The sequence below is a fragment of the Trichococcus sp. genome (genome assembly GCF_049684335.1).
Lineage (GTDB): Bacteria > Bacillota > Bacilli > Lactobacillales > Aerococcaceae > Trichococcus.
The window spans coordinates 19,485-44,134 of record NZ_JBAVFV010000035.1 but is presented as its reverse complement, the minus strand read 5'-3'; the positions used below and the strand labels follow the sequence as shown (position 1 = coordinate 44,134).

At 45.8% G+C, this 24,650-nt stretch carries 23 protein-coding genes; 10 read left to right on the top strand and 13 right to left on the bottom strand.

Annotated elements, in window-relative coordinates:
• The first annotated feature begins 96 nt into the window (after positions 1-96).
• Both WBM30_RS06435 and WBM30_RS06430 read left to right on the top strand, forming a co-directional pair.
• Entirely contained in the window at positions 97-987 is an 891-nt protein-coding gene (locus WBM30_RS06435; protein ID WP_424899921.1) for an ABC transporter ATP-binding protein, read from the top strand.
• Complete coding sequence (locus WBM30_RS06430) at positions 980-1,801, top strand: ABC transporter permease subunit (protein ID WP_424899920.1); 822 nt, start codon at positions 980-982, stop codon at positions 1,799-1,801. The genes WBM30_RS06435 and WBM30_RS06430 overlap by 8 nt, the downstream gene beginning before the upstream one ends.
• Before the next feature lie 74 nt (positions 1,802-1,875).
• Here WBM30_RS06430 and WBM30_RS06425 read toward each other — a convergent pair whose 3' ends face one another.
• From WBM30_RS06425 to WBM30_RS06390, 8 genes are all read right to left on the bottom strand, one after another.
• Positions 1,876-2,049 (bottom strand): hypothetical protein, encoded by a 174-nt coding sequence (locus tag WBM30_RS06425; protein WP_157080403.1) that lies wholly within the window; start codon positions 2,047-2,049, stop codon positions 1,876-1,878.
• Positions 2,042-2,521 (bottom strand): GNAT family N-acetyltransferase, encoded by a 480-nt coding sequence (locus tag WBM30_RS06420; protein WP_424899918.1) that lies wholly within the window; start codon positions 2,519-2,521, stop codon positions 2,042-2,044. The genes WBM30_RS06425 and WBM30_RS06420 overlap by 8 nt, the downstream gene beginning before the upstream one ends.
• Positions 2,522-2,690: 169 nt before the next feature.
• Positions 2,691-3,557 (bottom strand): MurR/RpiR family transcriptional regulator, encoded by an 867-nt coding sequence (locus tag WBM30_RS06415; RefSeq protein ID WP_424899917.1) that lies wholly within the window; start codon positions 3,555-3,557, stop codon positions 2,691-2,693.
• A gap of 80 nt (positions 3,558-3,637) precedes the next feature.
• The gene (locus WBM30_RS06410; protein ID WP_424899916.1) at positions 3,638-5,149 is read right to left on the bottom strand and encodes a PTS transporter subunit EIIC; all 1,512 of its coding nucleotides are present in this window, start codon (positions 5,147-5,149) and stop codon (positions 3,638-3,640) included.
• A 28-nt stretch (positions 5,150-5,177) separates the two neighbouring features.
• On the bottom strand, positions 5,178-6,068 hold the full coding sequence (gene murQ, locus WBM30_RS06405) for an N-acetylmuramic acid 6-phosphate etherase (RefSeq protein ID WP_424899915.1): 891 nt from the start codon (positions 6,066-6,068) through the stop codon (positions 5,178-5,180).
• Entirely contained in the window at positions 6,055-7,152 is a 1,098-nt protein-coding gene (locus WBM30_RS06400) for a DUF871 domain-containing protein (protein ID WP_424899914.1), read from the bottom strand. Before WBM30_RS06400 ends, murQ begins: the two co-directional genes overlap by 14 nt.
• 376 nt (positions 7,153-7,528) lie before the next feature.
• A complete protein-coding gene (locus WBM30_RS06395) occupies positions 7,529-9,208 on the bottom strand; it encodes an ammonium transporter (RefSeq protein ID WP_424899913.1) in 1,680 nt (559 codons plus the stop codon).
• 387 nt (positions 9,209-9,595) lie between these two features.
• Entirely contained in the window at positions 9,596-9,955 is a 360-nt protein-coding gene (locus WBM30_RS06390) for a hypothetical protein (RefSeq protein ID WP_086986603.1), read from the bottom strand.
• A gap of 584 nt (positions 9,956-10,539) precedes the next feature.
• Between WBM30_RS06390 and nrdD the strand changes: the two genes are divergently transcribed.
• The 3 genes from nrdD (at position 10,540) to WBM30_RS06375 (ending at position 14,566) form a co-directional block, all read left to right on the top strand.
• Positions 10,540-12,762 carry an anaerobic ribonucleoside-triphosphate reductase gene (gene nrdD, locus WBM30_RS06385; RefSeq protein WP_424899912.1) on the top strand — a complete coding sequence of 741 codons (2,223 nt, stop codon included), beginning with the start codon at positions 10,540-10,542 and terminating at the stop codon, positions 12,760-12,762.
• 23 nt (positions 12,763-12,785) lie between these two features.
• Complete coding sequence (gene nrdG, locus WBM30_RS06380) at positions 12,786-13,346, top strand: anaerobic ribonucleoside-triphosphate reductase activating protein (protein WP_424899911.1); 561 nt, start codon at positions 12,786-12,788, stop codon at positions 13,344-13,346.
• Positions 13,347-13,642: 296 nt separating this feature from the next.
• The gene (locus WBM30_RS06375) at positions 13,643-14,566 is read left to right on the top strand and encodes an aldo/keto reductase (RefSeq protein ID WP_424899910.1); all 924 of its coding nucleotides are present in this window, start codon (positions 13,643-13,645) and stop codon (positions 14,564-14,566) included.
• Between the two features lie 73 nt (positions 14,567-14,639).
• On the opposite strand, the gene WBM30_RS06370 is transcribed toward WBM30_RS06375, so the two are convergent.
• The 5 genes from WBM30_RS06370 to WBM30_RS06350 form a co-directional block, all read right to left on the bottom strand.
• On the bottom strand, positions 14,640-15,812 hold the full coding sequence (locus WBM30_RS06370; protein ID WP_424899909.1) for a hypothetical protein: 1,173 nt from the start codon (positions 15,810-15,812) through the stop codon (positions 14,640-14,642).
• A 12-nt stretch (positions 15,813-15,824) separates the two neighbouring features.
• On the bottom strand, positions 15,825-16,652 hold the full coding sequence (locus WBM30_RS06365) for a hypothetical protein (RefSeq protein ID WP_424899908.1): 828 nt from the start codon (positions 16,650-16,652) through the stop codon (positions 15,825-15,827).
• The gene (locus WBM30_RS06360; protein ID WP_424899907.1) at positions 16,649-17,338 is read right to left on the bottom strand and encodes an ATP-binding cassette domain-containing protein; all 690 of its coding nucleotides are present in this window, start codon (positions 17,336-17,338) and stop codon (positions 16,649-16,651) included. Before WBM30_RS06360 ends, WBM30_RS06365 begins: the two co-directional genes overlap by 4 nt.
• Positions 17,331-17,702, bottom strand: a complete 372-nt coding sequence (locus tag WBM30_RS06355; RefSeq protein WP_424899906.1) for a GntR family transcriptional regulator — start codon at positions 17,700-17,702, stop codon at positions 17,331-17,333. Before WBM30_RS06355 ends, WBM30_RS06360 begins: the two co-directional genes overlap by 8 nt.
• Before the next feature lie 155 nt (positions 17,703-17,857).
• Entirely contained in the window at positions 17,858-18,622 is a 765-nt protein-coding gene (locus WBM30_RS06350) for a DUF6612 family protein (protein WP_424899905.1), read from the bottom strand.
• A 229-nt stretch (positions 18,623-18,851) separates the two neighbouring features.
• On the opposite strand from WBM30_RS06350, the gene WBM30_RS06345 reads away from it, so the two are divergent.
• From WBM30_RS06345 to gtfA, 5 genes are all read left to right on the top strand, one after another.
• Positions 18,852-19,688, top strand: coding sequence for an AraC family transcriptional regulator (locus WBM30_RS06345; RefSeq protein ID WP_424899904.1), 837 nt, complete (start codon positions 18,852-18,854; stop codon positions 19,686-19,688).
• Positions 19,689-20,014: 326 nt separating this feature from the next.
• Positions 20,015-21,289, top strand: coding sequence for an ABC transporter substrate-binding protein (locus tag WBM30_RS06340; protein WP_424899903.1), 1,275 nt, complete (start codon positions 20,015-20,017; stop codon positions 21,287-21,289).
• 138 nt (positions 21,290-21,427) lie between these two features.
• The gene (locus WBM30_RS06335; RefSeq protein WP_424899935.1) at positions 21,428-22,294 is read left to right on the top strand and encodes a carbohydrate ABC transporter permease; all 867 of its coding nucleotides are present in this window, start codon (positions 21,428-21,430) and stop codon (positions 22,292-22,294) included.
• Between the two features lie 12 nt (positions 22,295-22,306).
• Complete coding sequence (locus tag WBM30_RS06330; protein WP_424899902.1) at positions 22,307-23,131, top strand: carbohydrate ABC transporter permease; 825 nt, start codon at positions 22,307-22,309, stop codon at positions 23,129-23,131.
• Positions 23,132-23,182: 51 nt separating this feature from the next.
• Positions 23,183-24,622 carry a sucrose phosphorylase gene (gtfA, locus tag WBM30_RS06325; RefSeq protein WP_424899901.1) on the top strand — a complete coding sequence of 480 codons (1,440 nt, stop codon included), beginning with the start codon at positions 23,183-23,185 and terminating at the stop codon, positions 24,620-24,622.
• Positions 24,623-24,650 lie beyond the last annotated feature (28 nt).

The window sequence follows — 24,650 nt, the reverse complement described above, 5'->3', positions numbered from 1 at the left end:
TGTTTCGTTCGGGGAAGAAAAACGTGCTGTTGCTGTAAACTTCCGATGAGAAAACGTATAATGGATATATGTAAAGTTCTTAGAGGAGGGATTACGGTGGAAGCAATCGAAATGGAAGGTTTGACCAAACGATACCGCAAGAGCGTGGCATTAGACAATATCCACCTCACAGTGGAGCAAGGCGAACGGTTCGGGTTCATCGGGCCGAATGGGGCCGGGAAGTCGACAACCATCAAGTTGTTGCTTGATTTTATAAAGCCGAGCAAAGGAAATGCCAGAATTTTCGGATTGGATGCTCAGAAAGACTCTGAAAGTCTGAAACGCATCATCGGGTATGTCCCGAGTGATGTACACTACTACAGCAACCTGACTGTGGAAGAGATTTTGCTGATGACGGGAAAATTCCACCATATCCAGAACATAAAGGAAATGATGGCTTATTACGTGGAACGCTTTGCGTTGGAGCCAAAAAAGAAAATGAAGGACCTGTCGCTGGGGAATCGGAAAAAAGTCGCGATCGTGAACAGTCTGATTTTTAATCCGGAACTTTTGATACTTGACGAGCCTACGAATGGGCTGGATCCTTTGATGCAGCACCGTTTGTTTGAGGAGCTGAACTACCACAACAAGGAAGGGGCGACCATCTTCATTTCTACGCATAACCTTCCGGAAGTGGAAGCATTTTGTACGCGTACTGCCTTCATCCGTGAGGGGAAAATCATTTCCGTGGAGGATATGGCATCCGGTTATCAGCCAGGGAAAGTGGTGACGCTGACCGGTTCAGCTATCGGAGCGGAGGATTTCGAATCCAAAGGGTACCGTGTCCTTTCCAGGACAGACCGTGTCGTTTCGTTGTTGTACAAGGACAACGTGAAACAGATTTTGGCAGATATGGCACCTCTGGAATTAGAAGATATCGAAATCCGTAATCAGAATCTGGAGGAAAAATTCATGACCCTATACGGTGGAGGTGAATCCCATGAATAGCATCCGATTGGAGTGGAAACAAGAACGCGGCGGGTTATTCGTATGGCTTTTCTTTATGGTCCTGATTATGGGGATGATGATGGCTATGTTTCCCGTCATGGCGAATCAAGGGATGGAGGATATCTTGACGACTAAGCTCGATGCGATGCCGCCGGAGCTGCTGGAGGCCTTTTCACTCACGAATGGAGCGAGCTTATTGCAGGCTACTGGATTTTTTGCCTATATTTTTCAGTATCTCTTTTTAGCCGCCTGTATTTTTGCAACGATGAAAGGGGCGCAGGCGCTGATCAAGGAAGAGACGAACGGCACAATCGAGTATCTGTATGCCCAACCGATCAGCAGAAAAGCTATTGTCACAAGCAAGTACATCGCTAACTTGGTGTTGCTGATGATCTTTTGGATCGTCCTGTACGGTGCGGCTTTGTTGTTCATCTATCTGTTCAAGGAGGATGGAGCCGATTTTGTGGAAATCATAAAAGATATCACGCTGATTTTCGGCGCGGAGTCGTTGGTATTGTTGTTCTTTTATTCAATCGGCTTCCTTTTCTCGACGTTCATCGCGAGCAGCCGTTCAACAAGTGGAGTCGCGTTATTGCTAGTGTTCGGCACGTATATGATCGGCCTTGTCTCGATGATGGTTGAGGACTATGAATTCCTGCGTGTTTTGTCGCCTATCGAATACGCCCATCCAGCAGCTTTGCTGGAAGAAGGCATTTCCTGGGAGTACATGGTCATCTGCATCATCGGAAGCTTGTTAACATTAGGCTTGAGCTATCTGATCTACAACAAGAAAGATCTGCGGATCCAGGTGTAACATAAGATAATCGTTAAGGAAAAATAATAACTCTGACAAATAAAAAAGCCCGCGATGGGCTTTTTTATTTTGGGTTAACCGAACGTCATGAACATTACTGCGGCGACGATCAGGGCGTAGGATAATTTTTCCAAATTTTTCTTTGTGATCGGATTCAGACCTTTGTCATAGCGTGTCTGATACATGATCCAAACGTTGATTCCGATGCTGATGATACCTAGTATGCTTGCGGTAAGATATTTATTCACGTTTTTCCTCCTGTTGGTTTATGTTTTCTGTTTGGCTATTCTGCGTAGGGCTGATCATGTCGATGTGCGGTATATCATCCTCCAGGTAGATATCCGATACGGGCCGGAATCCGAAAGTCCAATAAAAATCCTGCAGATAGGCTTGCGCCTGTGCATGCACAGGAAGTCCCGGGAAATGCGTCTTTGCATACTCCAGCACGACCTGCATCAATTCTTGGCCGTAGCCATGGGTGCGTTCGCCTTGTGGAACCAGAACGCGTCCGATACGCACGCCCTCCGCTTCCGGGATCAGCCGGGCATAGGCTAATAGTCTATCTTCCGCCTGCTTCCAGAAGTGGATGCTGACCAGGTCGGTGTCATCCACCTCTTGATAGGGGCAATTCTGCTCCACAACGAAAACAGAGACCCGCTCTTTGTAGATAAGGTGCAGTTCCCTCGCCGTCAGTTCTTCAAAAGGTTTGATGACCCACATATACGTTTTCCTCCTCATCAATTGGTGGAGAGCCACCATCATAGTCCTTATTATAGCAAAGCACAGGCAAACAAAAAACCGGGAATACTCCAGTATCAAAACCATCGGACGAATGATACGGTTAGCGTTTTACAACAATCAGTTCACAAGAAAAACTGAACTGATTCGTTCAATCACGTTCTTCTGACTCATGCGTTAAGCTATGAATAGCTTCCTTTGATTTCTCCAAATTTTCAATCGTTGTATCGTAATACTTGGTTGCAAAATCGTAAAATAATAAATCAACAGCATACATTTGTGCTAATAACGAGACAGTGGCGCCACTTCGCAAAGGGGCTTCAGGGCTGTTGGCTGTTTTTAACGAAAGATCTGACAGTTGGCTTAATGGATTGGTCGTGTCTTTGGTTAGTGAAATAGTTTTTATCCCGAGTTTTTTAGCAGTTTTCATTAAGGCGATAACTTCTTGTTTTTCACCGCTATTGGAAACGCCAAAAAAAACTGCATTTTCTTCCATTACCGACATTGATGTCACAAGTAGATGTTGGTCTTGCGAGCAGATAATCGATTTTCCGATCCGGCTGAATTTTTGCTGCAAATCCAAGGCTACTAAATGGGAAGCTCCGACCCCGTAAGCAAAGATTACTTTGCTTTCATGAAACCATTGAGTGACTCGTGCGACACAATCGTTTGTCAAGGTTTGGTTAGTTTCTTCAAAAACATGATAGGTTTGCATTAAAAACTTCTTTTTGATTTGCTCGAGTTTTTCATCCGGTTGAATTTCACTGTACAGTTTTTCTTGGATTCCTTGAGTATCCGCTGATAAGTTTAACTTTAATTGGGTAAATCCTTTTAGACCAATTGAATGACAAAAACGTATGACTGCGGCAGGACTGGAACCGGCTTGCAAAGCTAAACTTGTCGCATTCATTTGGATTACGGCTGTTGGATCAGCTAAGATCGTAGCCGCAATTTTTTTTTCTGATTGGGGTAAATCCACCATTTTTTCTTTGATCCTAAATAAAAGATTGCTCTGCATAAGACCTCTCCTCCCATTTCAGTAAAAAGAAGGACCTCTAAATCAACAGACTTAGAGGTCCTTTTTATTCTTCGACTATTTTATCTTACAACACTTGATTCTTCCAGGTCAACCATCTCAGGATTTGCTGGTTCACTTGAAGGCAATTCTGAAGGTTCCATTGCTTCTTCAGGAACCCCGAATAAAAAGGTTGCTACAAATCCTCCCGCATAAGCTGCTACTAAGCCTAATGCATATCCCCACCACAGGTTGTTCGAAATCAACGGCAATAAAGCTACACCTGACGGACCGATCGCTGTTGCTCCAACTCCGCCAATTGCACCAATCACTGCGCCGCCAATACCGCCACCAATGCAAGCGGTGATGAACGGACGGCCTAAAGGCAACGTTACTGCGTAAATTAGTGGTTCTCCAATTCCTAAAATTCCAACAGGTAATGCCCCTTTGATCATATTCGTCAGCTGTTTATTTTTACGGCACTTTACCCAAAGGGCCAATGCCGCTCCAACCTGACCGGCACCTGCCATTGCCAGGATTGGCAAGAGTAAGGTCATACCTTGCGTCGAAATCATTTCGATATGAATCGGCGTTAATATTTGATGGAGTCCGAACATCACCATTGGCAAGAACGTAGCGCCCAGAACGAATCCTGCAAAAGCGCCGCCCACATTTAAGACCCAAGTGATTGCTCCGACCAAGCTAGAAGAAATAACACCTGCAATCGGCATAATCAAGAAAATCGTCAATATTCCGATTAGCAGCAAAGAGATTGTTGGTGTCACAATGACGTCGATGGAATCAGGAATGAATTTGCGCAACCATTTTTCAACAATGGATAAAAGAAAGACCGCAAAGATAACGCCAATAATTCCGCCTTGTCCTGCAACTAAATTGCCGCCTGTAAATACATTTGGCAAAGGCAGTTCCGGATTCATCCCGGTTAGATAGATGATTCCGGCTACAACCCCGCCGAGTCCTTCTGTCGCGCCAAATACTTTTGCAGCATTGATCCCAACGTAGATGTTTAAATAGGCAAAGAGGCCGCTTTTAATAATATTCAACACAACGACAAGGGTTACCCATGATTCGCCGCTCAAAGAGCCAGCGGTCAGCATATTCTGCATGACAGACGCTATTCCGCCAATAATACCGGCTCCAACGAATGCTGGGATTAATGGAACAAAAATATTAGCGATGGACTTTAATGCTCGTTTAAAAGGAGTGTTGTTCTTGTTTTTCTGATTGGCTTTCGTGATCGCAGCTTTCCTTTCAGCTTCTTCGCGGCCAGACAAAGCCGCGTTGGTTGATGGTTGCATCGGGATGATTTCTCCTAACCGCACACCCGCCATGCCGACCATTTCATTTGCTACTTTATTTACAATTCCAGGGCCTAAGACAACTTGCAAGGTGTCATCTTCAACGATCCCCAGCACACCATCGATTTTTTTTAATCCGTCTAAATTAACGCTTGCGTTGTCTTTGATGTCCATCCGTACCCGTGTCATGCAGTGAATCACTTTATTGACATTTCCCATACCGCCAACTTGCGCATAGATTTCTCTAGCTAAACGTTGTTCTTTTGTTTCAGCCATTTTTGTACCCTCCTAGGTTAATGTTCTTTTACACGATTGTATTACGAATGAACCCTTTTGCAGCAGTTAATTTTTCGCGGGCTTCTGCTTGCGAAGAGTCGGTTAAAATCATGACGATTGCAAGTTTTACTTGATGATCTGCAGCTTCAAACATTCCACTTGCGACTTCATATGAACATTCCGTTGCATCCATGATAATTCGCTTAGCGCGTTCTTCTAGTTTTTTGTTAGACGGCTTTACATCTACCATTAAATTCTGGTAAACTTTTCCGATTCCGACCATGGCGGCTGTCGATAGCATATTTAATACTAATTTCTGGGCTGTTCCTGATTTCAAGCGTGTTGAACCGGTCAAAATCTCTGGTCCGACCTCAACTTCAATAGGAAGTTGAGCAAACGCACTAATTTCAGCCGCCTTATTGCATGAAATCGTAGCCGTCATTGCTCCAACTTTTCCGGCGTATTCCAGTCCGCCAATGACATAAGGTGTCCTTCCGCTAGCCGCAATTCCGATAACAATATCTTTTTTGGTCAGTTCGATCGCTGCCAAATCTTGTGCGCCCAATTCTTTTGAATCTTCAGCGCCTTCTACAGCCAAGGTCATTGCTTTCATTCCGCCAGCAATCAATCCTTGTACCATACTTGGATCGACACTGAAAGTAGGTACACATTCAGCTGCATCCAATACTCCCAATCGTCCGCTCGTTCCAGCGCCCATATAAATTAAACGTCCTTCTTGATTAAAAGATTGTATGATTGCATCGGCTACTTTAGTGATTTGTGGAATCTCAAGTGATACGGCGTTTGCAACAGTTTGATCCTCTTGGTTCATAAGCCGTAATAATTCTTCCGTGGATAATGTATCCAATACCATTGTTTGTTCGTTTCTTGTTTCTGTTGCTAATTTACCTAAATCCATTCTCATAAACCCCTCTTTTTAAGCCTTTATTCAATTGAATCTCGAATTGTTGACCAGCGGCAAACCAATCCAATAATGGAATGTCCTCTGGAATAATCTGAGCAACGACGTTTACTTTCTTATCGGCTGGCAAATGATGAAGCGTTATTTGAATTTCTCCCGCATAGCGTCCATAAAGCTGATTGTCCAAAGTAACGCTTCCCTTTGGACGGGGCTTCTGGCCTTCAGGTTGAACTATTCCAATCTGATTAAAGCGAGCAGCGGCACTGCGCAGCACATCGCGCGCTGGATCCCAACGGTTCTGATGGTTTCCCAAAACGATCTGTGTATAAGCAGATCGTTTTTCGGGTGTCGCGAACAACAGTAGGCGATCTTCATTGAAATAAGCCTCAAATTGAAGTTGGGTTTTATAGTCTATTTCCGGATCACCAATATAAACATCATCCACCAAGCAGTCTTCAAGCAATTCAATCGTTGCTGCCAATGGATGCATATGGCGATGTTTTTCGAGAGTCGGCAAACTTTCAAATAAAGGGCCTCTCAGTGATGCGTTCCCGGGAACAAAAGCCATTACACGAAACTCTAATTGTTTCAACCACCTATTTTTAGCAATCAGAACCGTTTTAGACATCCCTGTTTCTGGTCTAGGATAATAATTATGCCACGCTTCCAAGTTTTGGAAATCAGCCCCAGCAATCCTTAATTCTGAAACATCTGTATTGGTGATCGTGCTGGCATTCAGAGAAATCTTCATTGAATGCGACAAATCAGCGATAACTTGATTTGAAATGCCGTAATCTATTCGTAAACCAGTTATGCCGGTTGAAATTATTGCTGAAGGATCATCAAAAGACAACCCAATTTTGTTTAAAGCTGAGCCTGAAATATCGACCATCAACTCCATCCCTAAATTCTTTGACCAACTCCCCAATGTGGTCAAGCGTTCAAGATACTTTGTGCTGTTGTCTTCCGGAATGTGTAGCGAAGAAAAAATACCCTTAAAACCACTATCTTTCATTGAACGTAGGTAGCTTGTTGTCTCCTTTGCTAAATCCTCTCCAAGAAATACCGAAACGCCTAACATAGAACCACCCCTTTGAAAACGCTTTTCCAACAAATTTATTGTAGCATAATGAAATAATATTTCAAGTCTTGGCTAACAAATGAATGTTACTAAATTTTTATGCGAACGTTTATTAAGGCTCGTAAAGGTTGTTTTTACAAGATTTTTGAGTACTTTTTCTTGGGAAAAATTTTTAAAAAATGTTCCTTATTTTTTTGTTTTTCATAAATATATGATTTTACATAATTTTAATATGTTTTAGTGAAATTAAATTTCAATTCGTTGGGTGAGCGTGTGGACGGTTACTAGTGGTTTGAAAAAAAAGTAGCCACAAACCTCAGCCGTGGTTTGTGGCTACTTTTTATATTTATTATTTATTTTGTCTTTGTTATTCGGTTTAATAATATTTCAGGGCTGCAGGACCTGAATCGCTGTTGCTGATACGGAAGGCATCGGCAACCGGGGAAACGAAGACTTTACCGTCACCGACATGACCCGTGTATAAAGCGCGACGGGCAGCACGGATGACTTCTTCGACAGGCACTTCGCTGATGATCGTTTCGATGCGGACTTTCGGTAAAAGATTGCCCTCAGCCTTCGCACCACGATAGAAGGTTTGTTGGCCTTTTTGGAGCCCGTAACCATGCACGGATGTGACCGTCATGCCGGTTACGCCGATAGCGTTCAATTCCGCTTTCAGACGCTCCAGTTTATCCGGATTGGCAATGATTTCCACTTTGTTCATCGTGAAGCCTGAATCAGCCAATTTGAAGGATCCAATTTTGCTGAGATCTACTTCTTGGACAGCAGGAACTGCAGCAGGTTTGCTGTTGTCCGTCACGTAATCTTCGAATGCGGTCGTTGCGACAAAGTCATGGTAGCTTGAAGTCAAGCCATGCTCAGCGACGTCCATACCGACGATTTCTTCTTCAGCAGTAACGCGGAGACCCATTGTCTTTTGGATGACCTTGAAGACTACGTACATGGAACCGGCTGTGTAGGCTGCTACAGAAGCGACACCCAAAGCTTGGACCCCTAGCATGTTGAACCCGCCGCCGTACAATAATCCGCCATCAGTTGCGAAGACACCGACTAAGAGTGTTCCTAGGGCACCATTCACGCCATGTACACTGAAAGCACCGACAGGATCATCGAACTTTAACTTTTGATCGACGAATTCAACAGCAAGCACAATGGCAAATCCGGCGATGAATCCGATGGCGATAGCGCCGAAAGGAGATACGACGGCACAGCCTGCAGTAATCGCTACGAGACCTGCCAATGAACCGTTCAGCGTCATCGACACATCGGGCTTACCATATTTTTTCCAAGTGAACAAGAGAGTGACCAGAGTAGCTGTGACTGCGGATAAGTTTGTATTCAAGAAGATAGTACCGATCAAGGCAAGGGTTTCGTCACCGGTTGCTGCAACGGTTGAAGCCCCGTTGAATCCGAACCATGCGAACCATAGGATGAATACGCCAAGGGCACCGATCGTTAAATTGTGACCAGGAATGACTTGTGCTTTACCATCTTTATATTTTCCGATACGCGGTCCGACGATAGCAGCACCGACGATAGCAGCGATGCCTCCGACCATATGCACGGCTGTGGATCCAGCGAAGTCTATGAAGCCCATTTGAGCTAACCATCCGCCGCCCCAGATCCAGTGACCTGAGATCGGATAGATAATTAAGGAGATGATGAAAGAGTACACGAGATAAGAGCTGAATTTTGTTCGTTCCGCAACAGCTCCGGATACGATTGTCGCTGCAGTTGCCGCGAATACGTTTTGGAACATGAAGTGTACGGTTCCGGGAATGGTGGAATCAAGTCCATCCATAAATAGGGCAGGCGTTCCGATGATGCCGGCAATATCGTCCCCGAACATGATACTGTATCCGATGAGGAAGAATCCCAACGATCCGAGCACAAAGTCCATAAGATTTTTCATAATGATGTTCGCTGCGTTCTTGGCGCGAGTGAATCCCGTCTCAACCATAGCGAAACCGGCTTGCATAAAGAATACCAATACCGTTCCCACTAAGGTCCATAATGTGTCTACTGATGAAAACATAATAATTCCTCCTCCTGTCGTAGTATAGTCTTAGTGTATAGAAATAATTTTATTGATGCTATATCCTGCTTACGTTCCGTGTTAGAACATATAACAAAGCTATTAAACCAGCGTTCGAAAGCGTTTAAATGTAAATTTGATGAGATTGTTAATCTGTATTCTCATCAAATTGCAGTAATGTTGGATGGTTTTGTATTTCTTTGGTCAATATGATTAAAATAAATCTAACATGGGAGAGTAGGGAATATGACGGATGTCAGAATCACTGACAAGAGCGGAGTCACATCAGCAGGGATATCTGGCGCAAAGTAAAATTCTACAGCAAAAAGCCGTAAGGAAACATGATCCACATGCGTCCCTTACGGCTTTTGGTATTTTTGGTATCTTCTAAAAGTTGATGATCCAGTCCATTTCCGATAATTCAATCAATGGCAGCTCAATCGCTTCCTCTTTTAATGCCTTCTCGAACCCTTCTATGGAAAAAGGGCCTTTTACAGATTCAATTCTTCTATCAATAATAAAATATTCGAATGCTTCATTATGTTCTTTTTCAAGAATGATAAATTCATCGGTCCAATTCAATCGTGTAATATAGCCCTGGATGCTTCCAGTCGGGTAGCGATAAGATGAAGGCAGATGGAAAAGGTTTTGCCAAGAAGCGCACTGTCTCAAAAATAGGCCTTCTCCGACCGGTATTCTAAATTTAGCAATTTTGGATATTTCAGGCAACATTCTATTTTTCCACACTAGCATTTCCCCTCCTTTTATCTGCTCATTCTTTTGACATCCCTACGGCATAAGAACCGAAAAATGGATCCGAAAAAAAGAATGAATCGCTTACATTTGTGACAAGTCATAGTATAACTGCTTTTTTTTACAAAGTACAGTAAATTCTATTGATTTTATGTACTTTATATGTTTTTTAACATTTTTTTTAATATTTAATATCAGGAGCATTGTTCGGGAATCGAAACAGATAATTTGGGTTTATTGGGCTATTGTTTCCGTTCAGCCTATGTATGTGGGAGTCTGCGAAGGAAATAGCAAACAATTCATTTTAGGGGCATTTTCTTATTGACCAAAAGGGAAAAATGTGTCTGCTGGTTCTAGGTGTATTTCAGTTTGAAACACTATATATTGTGGTGGAATTTTTTGTGTGGATGATATATAGTATATAAAGAGAATCGAAGCAGAGTCTACTTTAAGTGGAGGTAACCAACTTGAGAAGCGCGTCCCGCAAGGAAAGCTTGCTCATTTTGTAACGACCTCTTACTTTTTATTAGCTTTTTTTGCGTGTTCGGTTAATTTTTAACTAAGGAGTGGGAAAAAATATGGCTTCATTACCAACGGATTTCTTGAATGAAAGCACGAATCTTCAAGTCGATGACGCAGAGGTGAATATCCAAGTGTTGAAGGCGGATGGACGGGTTGTTCCTTTTCATGCCAAGAAAATATACAAAGCGATCAAGAAAGCGGAGCGTTTCTTGTCTGAACAGAACGAAGCGGCTGCAGATTACGATGTGGATGCTGTCGTGGCATTGGTCGTAGACAAACTGATCGCGTCAGAAACGGAAAGTGTTTCGACCGATGATATCCATGATCAAGTTGAAGCGACGCTTGCCGAAATGGGAAATCTGCCGTTAGCGGAAGCCTACAATACCTACAAATTGACGAAAAAAGTTAAAAAGCTGCAACAACAGGACATCGAATTGCGCATCCAAAGCCTGATGAATGCCGATCAGAGCATCGTCAACGAGAATGCCAACAAGGATAGCCGTGTCTTCAATACGATCCGTGACTTGACGGCAGGGGTTGCCGCGAAAGCGATCGGCTTGAGAATGTTGCCGAAACACGTTTCCAACGCCCACATGAAAGGCGATATCCATTACCACGACTTGGATTACCAGCCGTATTCGCCGATGACGAACTGTGTCCTGATCGATTTCCAGAATATGCTCCGTGAAGGTTTCAAAATCGGCAACGCTGAAGTGGACAGCCCGCGTTCAGTCAACACGGCGACTGCTCAAATGGCGCAGATTTTTGCGAATGTCGCCTCCAGTCAATACGGCGGTTGCAGCGCGGATCGGGTCGACGAAGTGCTGGCACCTTATGCCCGCCTGAACTATGAGAAGCATCTGGCGACGGCTAAGGATTGGGTAGAAGGCGAAGCGAAACAAATCGCTTATGCCGAAGAAAAAACCCGCAAAGACATCTATGATGCTATGCAAAGCCTAGAGTACGAAATCAATACACTCTACACTTCAAACGGACAAACACCATTCACCACACTCGGATTCGGGTTGGGGACGGATTGGTTTGCGCGTGAGATCCAAAAAGCCGTCCTGCAAGTGCGCATCAAAGGCTTGGGCAAAGAAAGACGGACAGCAATCTTCCCGAAACTGATCTTCGCTTTGAAAAAAGGCACGAACTTGGAGTCGCAGGATCCCAACTATGACATCAAGCAACTGGCCATCACTTGCGCCACGAAACGGATGTATCCGGATGTGCTGATGTACGATAAAATCGTTGAATTGACAGGCAGTTTCAAGACACCGATGGGCTGCCGTTCCTTCCTACAAGGATGGAAAGACGAAAACGGAAACGAAGTCAATTCCGGCCGGATGAATCTTGGGGTCGTGACGTTGAACATCCCGAGAATCGCCTTGGAATCGGAGGGGAATCCGGAAGCTTTCTGGAATATCTTCGAAGAACGCTTGGCCATCTGTAAGGATGCACTTGTCTATCGTGTCGAGCGCACCAAAGAAGCGACGCCTACGAACGCACCGATCCTGTATCAGCATGGAGCCTTCGGGAAACGTCTGGGCGAAACAGATAAGGTCGATGAATTATTCAAAAACAAACGTGCGACCGTCTCCTTGGGCTACATCGGATTGTATGAAACGGCGACCGTCTTTTACGGACCGGATTGGGAAACGAATCCGGAAGCAAAAGCCTTCACTTTGGACATCGTCAAGAAGATGAAGGAAAAAACGGATGCTTGGGGCAACCAATACGGTTATCATTTCAGCGTCTACTCGACTCCGAGCGAGAGTTTGACCGATCGCTTCTGCAGCATGGACACAGAGAAATTTGGCATCATCGCTGATATCACGGATAAAGAATATTATACAAACAGTTTCCACTATGATGTCCGCAAGAACCCGAATCCTTTCGAAAAGATTGCCTTTGAAATGGAATATCCGCAATATTGCTCAGGCGGCTTTATCCATTATTGCGAATACCCGAACCTGCAGCAAAATCCGAAAGCACTGGAAACAGTCTGGGATTTCGCCTACGAAAAGGTCGGCTATTTGGGAACGAACACACCGATCGACCATTGTTTGGAGTGCGGTTTTGAAGGGGACTTCAATCCGACCGATCGCGGTTTCCAATGCCCGGAATGCGGCAATACCGATCCGCAGACATGCGATGTCGTAAAACGTACATGCGGGTATCTCGGCAACCCGCAGATCCGTCCGATGGTGCGCGGTCGCCACAAAGAAATTTCGGCACGCGTCAAACATCTGCATGCGGATTGCAAGTCAGAACAGTAATTAAAACAGTTAGGTGATGTGAAGTGAAAAATCCGCAACCGCAAGAATGGTTGGCAGAAACATACAGCAAGGACAAGGTGGCGGACTACAAACCGTTCAACTTTGTCGACGGCGAAGGCGTGCGCTGCAGCATCTATCTGAGCGGCTGCCTGTTCGCCTGCGAAGGCTGCTACAACAAAATTGTCCAAAACTTCGACTATGGGATTGCCTATACTGACGAGTTAGAGGAACAGATCATGGCCGATCTGCGTCAGCCTTATGTGCAAGGCTTGACGCTTTTGGGCGGCGAACCTTTCCTCAACACGAAGGTCGCGCTGCGGCTTGCGCAGCGGATACGGGCAGAGTTCGGCCGAACCAAGGACATCTGGGGCTGGACCGGCTACTACTGGGACGAACTGGCTTCAGAATCCGAGGATAAGCAGGAATTGCTGCGCTTGATGGATGTGCTCGTCGATGGACGCTTCGATCTGTCAAAACGGGATCTGACATTGAAATTTCGCGGCAGCTCCAACCAGACCATCATTGATGTGCAAAAATCGCTTGAAGCCGGAGAAAAGATTCTCTGGGCCAACGGCTACTCATAAATATAAAACAGATAGGGCTGCCTCGAGGCAGCCTTATCTGTTTTTGGTGCGTGCGGGGCTTGAAAAGATGGATATGATTGCGTTATTCATGTTTTTGGTGCGTGCGGGGCTTGAAAAGATGGATATGATCGCGTTATTCATGTTTTTGGTGCGCATGGTGCCTGAAAAGATGGATAACATTCATTTATTCATCTTTTCAGGCCGGTGCGCTTCAGTTCACGTAAAGCTATCAAAAATGCTATACTGATTTTATTGAAACGTTTTCAAAAAAATCGAAATGAAAGCTGGTATGACAATTGAAAAAAATAAACATCGGCAATGCAGGCCTTTTTGCATCAGAAATTTCGCTCGGCATCATGCGCATGAACGCTTTGACGCATGAAGAGGCTACTGCGGTCATCCGCACGGCAGTGGAAAACGGCATCGATTACTTCGATCATGCGGATATTTACGGGAGAGGGACTTCGGAGGAGATTTTCGGAAAAGCCTTCAAGGAACTCGGCATCGCGAGGGACAGCGTGATGCTGCAGACGAAATGCGGGATTGTTCCAGGAGTCATGTTCGATTTCTCCAAAGAACACATCATTTCGTCAGTGGAAGACAGCCTGAAACGCCTGCAGACTGATTATGTGGATGCATTACTGTTGCACCGTCCGGATACGTTGATGGAACCTGAGGAAGTCGCGGAAGCCTTTGATGCGCTGCACAAATCAGGGAAAGTGCGCCACTTCGGCGTCAGTAACCAAAATCCGATGCAAGTGGAATTATTGAAGAAAGTTGTCGTACAACCATTACTGATCAACCAATTGCAGCTCAGCCTGACGCATGCGCCGATGATCGATGCCGGCTTCAACGTGAATATGATGAACAGTCCATCGCTTGTGCATGACGGTTCCGTTCTGGAGTATAGCCGCATCACTGACATGACGATCCAACCTTGGTCGCCATTCCAAGCCGGAAACGGGAAAAAAGGGCTGTTCTTCGACCATCCTGATTATGTGGAGCTGAATGAAAAAATCGAAGCGATGGCGGAAGACAAAGGCGTGTCCCGTGAAGCGATCGCGATCGCTTGGCTGTTGCGTCATCCGGCCAAAATGCAGCCGATCATCGGCAGCATGAATCCTGAGCGCATTGCCGCAATCTGCAAAGCTTCCGATGTGGCGTTGAGCCGCACTGAGTGGTATGCACTCTACATGGCTGCAGGCAAAAAGCTGCCTTAAACAAAGTCAGCATCAGTTAAAGAGAACGAAAAAAAGAACAAGACTCCATTTGGAATCTTGTTCTTTTTCTATTTTATGGTTCGTAAATAATCCTATCAAAGTAGAGACTGCCCGTTTCCTTGTTGGTTCCGAATGAAGTGGTTATTTCTCCGCTGTACAGCATTTCACCAGTCCCGATATCGAATGCTGCAAGCTGTGCAGCCCGATCAGGCTCAATATAAGTCTGTGTCAACACAGCATTATTGCCTGCAATGAGGATTTTCCAATCTGCAGCGGACGTGAATTCCCAATCGTCGGCGTTTTCGAGGACGATTGTTTCCAATACCTTATCCTGCATAAGGTCAAGGGATTGGATGGTCCAGTCGCCACCCGACTGATTCAACTGATAGAAGATGCCGTCCTCGATTGTATACGGCAAGTCCTCTTTTGAAAAATCCTGGGTGTTGGCGAGATCGGTCCATTGCTTCGTATCCCAGTCGTAGCGCTTGAACGCTATTGAGATAACAGGTGGCACATAATCGGTCGCTTCCAAATCGTTTTCTTCGGTCCGGACCATCACGAAGAGGGCTTTTTGATCATCCTGTGTCAAAATCTCTGCCGAAATGCTCTGATGGCCAGCGACACCTTCAGGCATCTCGAAGACAAAGTGCTCTTCCAATGAGCCGCTGGTCGGGTCGTAGATTGCGATATCGCTGCCGAGATAATCGGAGTAGTTACCATAACGACTGTATTCGATAATCACTTTACCGTCCAGCAAAAAAGTGCGGCTGACGGAATAATAAGTCTTTTGCTTTTTTTCCGGATAGGCAAGCAGGTTTTCCGAAACGATTCCGTTCGCTTTATCCAATATCTCCAACGAAAACCCGTCATTTTCTTCCACTACATAATACAACTGGCCTTCCGTCTCTGCATAATTTCCTGAGTAGGAACTCTTGCCGCGCATAAAGGAGCGGTAGTCGGCGCGCCATGCCAGTACAGCGCTGTCTGCGTAATCCTGGAAGAACACATCCTGCCGTTGTGTTTCGGAAGGGTGCAACCCTGAACGGTCCAAACTGAATGTTGTCGCCTCCCACTGAGTGCTGGCTGTTCCGTAATAGGTCAAACCTTCCAATAATGCATCGTCACCGGAAATCGTCCGGATGTCCATTTTCAGCGGCTCATCCTTTGCAAAAAGCGGTTGGGCATAAAACCCCCCCAGAACGACAAGCAGGAGGAAGCTCAGCAATAAAATCGTTTGTTTTCTCATTTTGTCCTCCTTCTATACGCTGATGCGTTTTTCAAGCAACCGATAATTGGCCCATGTCCCGGACAGGAAGAGAACCAAGCTCACGGAAATCATCACCCAATATTTTTCTTCCGCATACAGGCTCGTTGTGATGCCCGTACGCAAGAAGAGAACTATCGCGGCAATAAGGCCGACCGCAAGAATGCCCGCGAAGAGAACGCCTTTCCACCGTCCGCTCAAGTGCATCAGGATGAACGTGTATCCTAAAGTGAGCGCTGTATAGCCAATAGTATAGTAGAGCAGATAATTGGAAAATAGACTTGGTAAAGCCAATGATAATGGAGAAGCGCTAGTCGATGCCATCTGCAAAGGAATATCCAGATAGATATCCGCCGGAATAAGTCCGGAAAAGACTAGCTCCTCCAGATACAAAAGCCCGATTTGCCAAACTTGCAGTCCCGTAATCAGGAGCCAAATGGTCGCGAATTTTGCGGCATACACAGCGAAACGGTTGCCCGGCAGGCTGAGCAAGCGTAAAGAGAAGCGATTTTTTCCAGTCCAATCCTGATACCAGATGAATACGGAATAGAAGAGCAGCGCAAAGACGGCCGTCATGATCGAAAAAACAAAGAATGAATTGCTTGTCACGGCTGCGGTTGTGACGTTCCCAAAGTCCTGCAAATATTGTTCGGACATTACAGCGTAGCCCTGTTGCCTATAGTTTTCATACCCATCCTTCCAGAAATGGTATTCATGGAAGACCGCATAAGCCTGTAAAACCGTCACAAAGGCCAAGAGGAAGCCATAGAATCGTTTCGCCCGATTCCATTCGAATATCCATAGTTCCATAAATTTTTTCATGGCTGATACACCTCCCGCATCACATCAATGATCGCTTTTCCTTCGGTTTGTCGGAGGTCTTCTGCATAAAAGTCTTTGACGACGCGACCGTTACGCAGCATGACGATCCGATCCAGCAGCATTTCGACCTCATCCATATGGTGTGTGGCGATGAGGACGCCCTTGTTCTTCACAAATTTGCTGGTGAAGACCTCCAGAATATCCTCCCGGGCAAAGACATCTATACCGGAAAATGGCTCATCCATCAAATAGTACTCTGCGTCCAAGGAAAGCCCCAGCAAGAAATTCACCTTTGCGCTATTCCCTTTAGATAGATTTTTCAGCTGCATATCCGGTTCCAAACGGAAGAACGAGAGCAATTCATCCGCTTTGGCGGCATTCCAATTCGTGTAGTAGGTATTCATAAACTGCATCGATTCCGCAATCGTCATCCAACGGGGCATCGTCAGCGAGTCAGGGATATAAGAGATTCTCTCGTACAGTTGTTGTTGGATGTCCTCCCCGTCGATCGTGATCGAACCGTTATTGCGCGGAACCAGGCCCATGACGCAATTCATGAGAGTTGTTTTTCCGGTACCGTTCATTCCCGTCAGGCAAGTCACCTCGTTTTTTTTGATGGTAAAACTGACATCTTCCAAAATTGCTCGTTTTCCATATTTTTTTTCCAAATTATTGATTTCAATCATTGGGGTTCACCTCCTTCAAGCGCGTTTTGATCAAGTTCAGGACCGCCTCATCTTCCAGTCCGATTGTCCGTACCGTTTCGATGAACGCCTGCAAGGCATCTTCCAGTGTCTCTTGCCTTAATGTCTGGATCTTCGATTGACTGTCCGTTATTTTGCTGAGAGAATTTCCATCTGTATAGATCAAACCAAGCCCCTCCATTTCCTTATAGGCACGCTGTACGGTATTCGGATTCACTTTCAATTGTGTAGCCAGTTCCCTCCGCGATGGTATTTCTTGTCCCGGTTGGAAATCGCCGCTGACGATTTTCTGTTTATGCATTTCGATAATCTGTTCATAGACCGGACTTCTTTTGTCAAAAATCACTTTTCCCACCTGCCTTTTCCGATCGAGTGTATTAATCGATTAATACACTTGGGGTAAAAAATATATGTATAAGTGTATTATATGGATAGTACACAAGTAAGTCAACCGGCAACCTGAAGATAGGATGTTGGTTGACTTACTGATGGGATTTTTTGTCAAAATGAGGAATCTGCCGTCTCAGCGACACTCTCCGCTGAATCGAAATCAGGCACGGACTTCAATTTTTGCGCTTGATTGTAAAGGTCGAACTCGCCGGTCAGTTCCGTCGTGGCGGTCGTCTTCTGATCCGGATGAATGGCTGTGGAGCGGTAATGGAAATCGGTCAGGTAGAAGCTTTTGGCATCCAAATGGATAGCGATCTCGTAATCGGTATCTTCCGTTGGCAGGGTCTGGAACAGGTAGTTGATCTCTTTGTTCATTGCATCATCGCTGCCGGAAAATTTCAGCAAGTACTCATCCCCATCCAGTTCAAGGGTGCCGTATTCTTCAATGATTTGGCTCAGTTCGATAAACGTCTCCAGCGGATAAACCTGCAGACTGGCCAATGGGACATCGGGGGTGGCATAGGAGGTCCAGTCGGCATCATCGGTCCGGATGTAACCCACTTCAGGCGTCACATAGAACTCGGATTTTGTTGCGGGATAGTTGCTGTTTTTGTCTATCCGCTTTCCGTAACCGGATTTCTCTTCCGGGAACAGCGTCGCGTCGGCGGTTGTGTACTGCTCGTTCACCGCTGTAGCTCCATTCAGGTCCTCTTTAGCGGTCGTTGTGGTCAACGCGACGAACTGGTGGTAGCTATCGAGGTCGGCGGAACGGTTGATCAAGTTCTGCATGACTTCTTCCCCCGGCAGAGCGGTCCCGCAGGCGGAAAGCAGGAAAAGCGGAAGGAGCAGCAGCGTGGAGAATATTGTCTTTTTCAAGGGTGGTGCCTCCAAATCTATAGTAAAAGTATGGGATTATCTAGGTTGTTGGGGACTTGCCACGATGCAGGCAATCTTTTCTCATTGTACAAGAGAATCTGTGATTGCGAAAGGGCGGAATTTCATGTGGGAAGCTAGCTGCGGATAAAAACGCGGGTTTGCTATAGCAACGAGACCATTCTATAATGAGAGCAACAGCTTTAAGTGGAATAAGACCGAGGTGATAAAAATGGATGAGGATTTTTTTAAAGAAGAAATTTACTATAGAGACCTTTATTACACAACCAAAGGAAAAGAGGAGTGTGCTCCCAATCATAGTTTCGGACCAACTGTCCGGGAATATTTTTTGATCCATATCATTATGAAGGGTAAGGGCTACTTCGAGATTGGCAATAGCCGGTTCAACCTGAAAGAAGGCCAATTCTTCATCATCTATCCGAACGTGATGACCTATTACCAAGCTGATGAAGAGGATCCTTGGGAATATTACTGGATAGGCATGCAAGGCGAGCAGTTGGAGGCCTTGCTGGAGGCCATCGGATTCCGGGTTTCGCATCCTGTGGGGAATGTGAAAAATTTCGGCCAAGTAAAAGAGATGATGCAGGAAATCATGGCGGCCAATCCATTCGATATCTTGTCGCGGCTGCGGTTGCAAGGGCAGTTGTACCTTCTGTTAAGCCTGTTGGGGCACGATCTGAACGGCACCGAAATCAAACAGATCGAGAAAATCAACAAAGGCGTCGAATATACAAAAAGGGCGCTTGAAATCATTAAAGACAGGTATCGGGATATAGATTTTCAGATCGGTGATATCAGTCGGGAACTGTCTTTGAACGATTCCTACTTGACTTCGGTTTTCCATAAAACGACAAACCGGACGCCTCATGAATATTTGATCGAGTTCCGTGTTTTCAAAAGCCGTGAATATCTGGAAACGACGGATCTCAGCATTGCCGAAATCGCCGAGAAGGTCGGCTACAAAAATCCTTTGAGCTTCACGCGCATCTTCAAAAGCAAGATGGAGATGTCTCCGAGGGCTTATGTAAAGAAAGTCAAAACGAAATAGTATAGCAAGGTAAGGCTGATAACAAAGGTCGGGCCGCTTGGCACCGCTGTAAATCCGGTTCCGGGCAGGTCCGGCCTTTTTGCTTTAATAGCATGATCTTGGGGCCATATACGCTGATGAATTTAAAATCAACAAAAATGCATGTTTTTGTATGGTTGAATATCTATCAGAGGCCTCTTATATTTGGTATTATAAGGACATCAAAACAAGTAAACGTTTACAAGGTGGTTGTTTTTGAATAGCTCATGCGCAATTTTTCTAGGGTCTAAAAGTTCCTTTGTTTTCAACTATACAATTTTATAGATTAAAGAAAAGGTGGAGAAGAGATGTTAAAGAATTGGAAGAAAGTATCATTAGCTGCAGTGTTATTATCAGGACTTGTTTTAGGGGCGTGCGGAAACGGTTCCGACGGCGGAAAAGATTCGGGTGATGTGACCATCACTTACGGCATTTGGGACAAAATCCAACAACCGGGCATGGAAGCGATAGCGGAAGCTTTCGAAGCGGAAAACCCGGGTATAGATGTAAAGGTTGAAGTAACACCTTGGGATCAATATTGGACGAAATTGGAAGCGGGCGCAAAAGGCGAAAGCATGCCGGATGTATTCTGGATGCACTCCAACGAAATCGCGAAATACGCGACTGGCGGCGTTTTGATGGATTTGTCTGAAACCTACGCAAACAGTGAAGTGACTTCTTTGGATCATTTCCCGAAAGAATTGGTCGAATTGTATTCTGCTGACGATGCGCTTTACGGTATCCCGAAAGATTACGACACAATCGCACTATGGTACAACAAAACGCTGTTCGATGCTGCGGGCGTTGCTTATCCGGATGAAACTTGGACATGGGACACGATGTTGGCGGCCGCTCAAACGTTGACCGACCCTGACAACGGCGTATACGGCATCCTGGCTCCCTTGAACAGACAGGAAGGCTACCATAACTTCATCTTCCAGAACGGCGGTTACGTATTGTCCGATGACAAGACCCAATCCGGTTTCCGTCTGGACGAAACGATCGATGCTGTGCAATGGTATGCGGATCTGAGCGTAAAATATGGCGTGTCACCGACACAAAGTCAATTTGCTGAGAACACAAACTTATCCTTCTTCCAATCAGGACGCGGCGCAATGGGCTTCTTCGGCTCATGGATGACTGGGGAAATGGCCAACAATGACTATACGGCTGCCAATGCCGATGTAGCGCCATTACCAAAAGGTAAACAAGCAGCAACAATATTCAATGGCTTGGCGAACTCTGTTGCAGCTTCAACCGACAATGAAGAAGCGGCTCTGAAATTCGTTGAATTCCTGGGAACAGAGGAAGCGATGCGTCTGCAAGGCGAGAACGGCGCGGCAATTCCGGCGTATGAAGGAACTGAAGAGACATTCGTAAATGCCTACAGCCAATTCAATATGCAAGTCTATGTGGATCAAATGGAAAATGCCTACATCAAGCCTTACTCAGCAGAAACAGCTCGTTGGGAAGATGTTGAAAACAATGCTTTGATGCCAGTATTTGACGGTAAAGCTACTGTTAAAGAAGTCGCTGCAGATATCGTCGCGGGTGTTGAAAAAGTTTTAGCGAACGAAAAATAAAAAATAGAAGGCCACTTATGGGGACTATCCCTATAAGTGGCTTTCAAATATATAGAGGTGAATGTGATGAAATCGGATGTAACAATCCCTAAAGAAAAAACGGTAAGAACAGTGACACCTAAGGAACGCAAAAGGAAAATGGCGATGTGGGGCTGGTTTTTTATCGCTCCAACATTAATCGGGCTTTTGATCCTGAACGTCATCCCATTGTTCCAGTCGCTGTATATGAGCTTCCAGAGCGTGAGTACGTTCGGCACCTCAACCTTTGTCGGGCTGGACAACTACCTGCAGATGCTGAAAGATCCTGAATTTTGGCAATCATTGAAAAATACCTTCTTCTACGCCGCCATCCAAGTACCCATCACAATGATCCTGTCGCTGTTCTTTGCGGTACTGATGAACACGAAGATAAAAGCGGTCGGACTGTACAGAACAATCTTCTTCTTGCCGATGATCGCCGCCCCGGCTGCCGTGGCCATGGTTTGGCGCTGGCTGTTCAATTCGGAATACGGCTTGCTGAATGCGGTGCTGGATAAACTCGGTTATTCCGGAAACATCTTATGGATCACCGATCCTGAAGTGGCAATCTGGTCGATCATCATCGTCGGAATCTGGACAAATGTCGGCTACAACATGATTCTACTGTTGGCAGGTTTGAAGGAAATACCGAAAGAATATTATGAAGCGGCTGTCGTTGATGGCGCCGGACCGCTGAAGCAATTCTTCTCAATCACACTGCCTTTGCTTTCGCCACAACTTTTCTTTGTTTCCGTAACGAGCGTCATCAGTGCCTTGCAGGTATTCGACGTCATCTTCATGATGTTCGACCGCACGAATCTGGCGCTGAAGAGTACGCAGTCGCTCGTGTACATGTTCTTCAATGAATCATTTGTACTCAATGATAAAGGCTACGGCTCGGCTGTTGCCATCTCATTGGTTCTTATCATCATGGCGATCACCGGCATTCAGCTGTTGGCGCAGAAAAAATGGGTCACCTACGATTAGGAGTGAATAAATATGAAGATAAAAATGAATAAAACGACCGCATTGATCCACATCGTGCTGATCATCGGCTCCTTGCTGATGGTCGTGCCGTTCTTGTGGATGGTCCTGACCTCAGGCAAAACAATCAGCGAATCCACACAAATACCGCCGCAAATTTTCCCGGAAGTGTTTCAAATCGAGAACTATCGGGCGGTATGGGATTCCTTGCCATTCGTCAGTTTCTATATCAATACAGGGTTGATGATCGCCCTCAGGGTATTGACATCGACGCTCTTCAGCGCCATGGCGGCCTTTGCAGTTGCGAAACTGTCCTTCCCAGGAAAGAACCTGTTTTTCGCCATCGTGCTGACACAGATGATGATCCCTTCGCAGATCTATCTGACACCGCAATATTTGTTGGTCCAAAATCTGGGACTTTTGAACACAATCTCCGCTTTGGTCATCCCAGGCATCGTCTCCGCTTTCGGAACTTTCCTGTTGCGCCAATTTTTCATAAAATTGCCTAATGAACTGATGGAAGCCGCAACGATTGATGGTGCGACGACCTGGCAAGTATTCTACCGCATCTATATGCCGTTGGCGCGTTCCGGCTTGGTGGCTTTGGGTATCTTCACATCACTGTTCGCTTTCAAGGATTTGATGTGGCCGCTCGTCGTCAACATGTCCCAGGACAAAATGACGCTGTCGGCTGGATTGGCCAGCCTACAAGGGCAATTCACAACCAATTATCCGCAACTGATGGCCGGATCGGTCATCGCGATCATCCCGATGATCATCCTTTACATCATATTCCAAAAACAATTCATCGAAGGCATCGCCACAACCGGTGGAAAATAAACAGAAAAGCAGAACGTAACTTAACGATATTTGAGAATGAGGTAACTGATAATGAAGATAAAAAATGAAGCGATGCTGATCACCTATCCGGACAGTCTGGGCAATAACCTGAAAGATCTGGAGCATGTGCTGGACACCCATCTGAAAGGGGTAGTCGGCGGCGTGCACATCCTGCCGTTCTTCCCATCATCCGGCGACCGCGGCTTTTCGCCGATGGACTACACGAAAGTGGATGAGCGGTTCGGCGGCTGGGATGACATCAAACGCATCAGCGAAAAATTCTACATGATGTATGAGTTCATGCTGAACCACATTTCCGCGCAATCTCCCTATTATTTGGATTTCCTGGAGAAAAAAGAGGCGTCCCCTTACAAGGACTACTTCATCCGCTACAACGACTATTGGCCGGAGAACCGGCCGACTGATGCGGACATCGACCTGATCTATAAACGCAAACCCAAAGCGCCTTACGTGGATGCTCATTTCAAGGACGGCACGACGGAGAAAGTCTGGTGCACGTTCTCGGAAGAACAGATCGATTTGAACGTGAAGACCGAAGCAACGCGCCAGTTCATCAAGGATACCTTGAGTTTCCTGGCGGACAAAGGGGCTTCGATCATCCGCTTGGACGCGTTCGCTTACGCCATCAAGGAATTGGATACGAACTGCTTCTTCGTGGAACCAGAAATCTGGGAGATGCTGGAATACGCAGTGGAAATCCTGAAGCCTTATGATGTGACGGTCCTTCCCGAAATCCATGAGCACTACACAATCCAGCAGAAAATCGCGGAAAAAGGCTTTCCGGTCTATGATTTTGCTCTGCCGATGCTCGTGCTGCATGCCCTTTACAGCGGCAAAGCCGATAAGCTGCTGCATTGGCTGGACATCTGCCCGCGCGACCAGTTCACGACCTTGGACACGCATGATGGCATCGGTGTCGTCGATGTGAAGGATCTGATGACCCAAGCAGAAGTGGACTTCACAGTGGAATCCCTCTATGAAAAAGGTGCCAACCTGAAACGGATTTACAGCTCGGAAGCCTACAACAATCTGGATATCTACCAGATCAACTGCACGTACTATTCGGCTTTGGGAAACAACGATGCCGCCTATCTGTTGGCGCGGGCAATCCAGTGCTTCACTCCTGGGATTCCCCAGATTTATTACGTAGGCTTGCTTGCTGGCGAAAACGATCTGGAGTTGCTGGAGAACAGCAAGGAAGGCCGCAACATCAATAGGCACTACTATGGACTAGATGAAATCGCGCAAGAAATCGAGCGTCCGGTCGTAAAAGACCTCTTCCGCTTGCTGGCTTTCCGCAACACGGCTAAAGCTTTCGATGGAGATTTGGAGATAACCAATATTAACGAAGGTGCCTTCACCTTGACGTGGTCCACTGCCGAAGAGGCAGCTAGCTTGACGGTTGACTTGCCAACAAACACATTCTCCATCCTTCACCGGACTGAAGCAGGGGAAAAACAAATATTTTAGAAAAATGAGTGGATTTAAGGAGTGATGA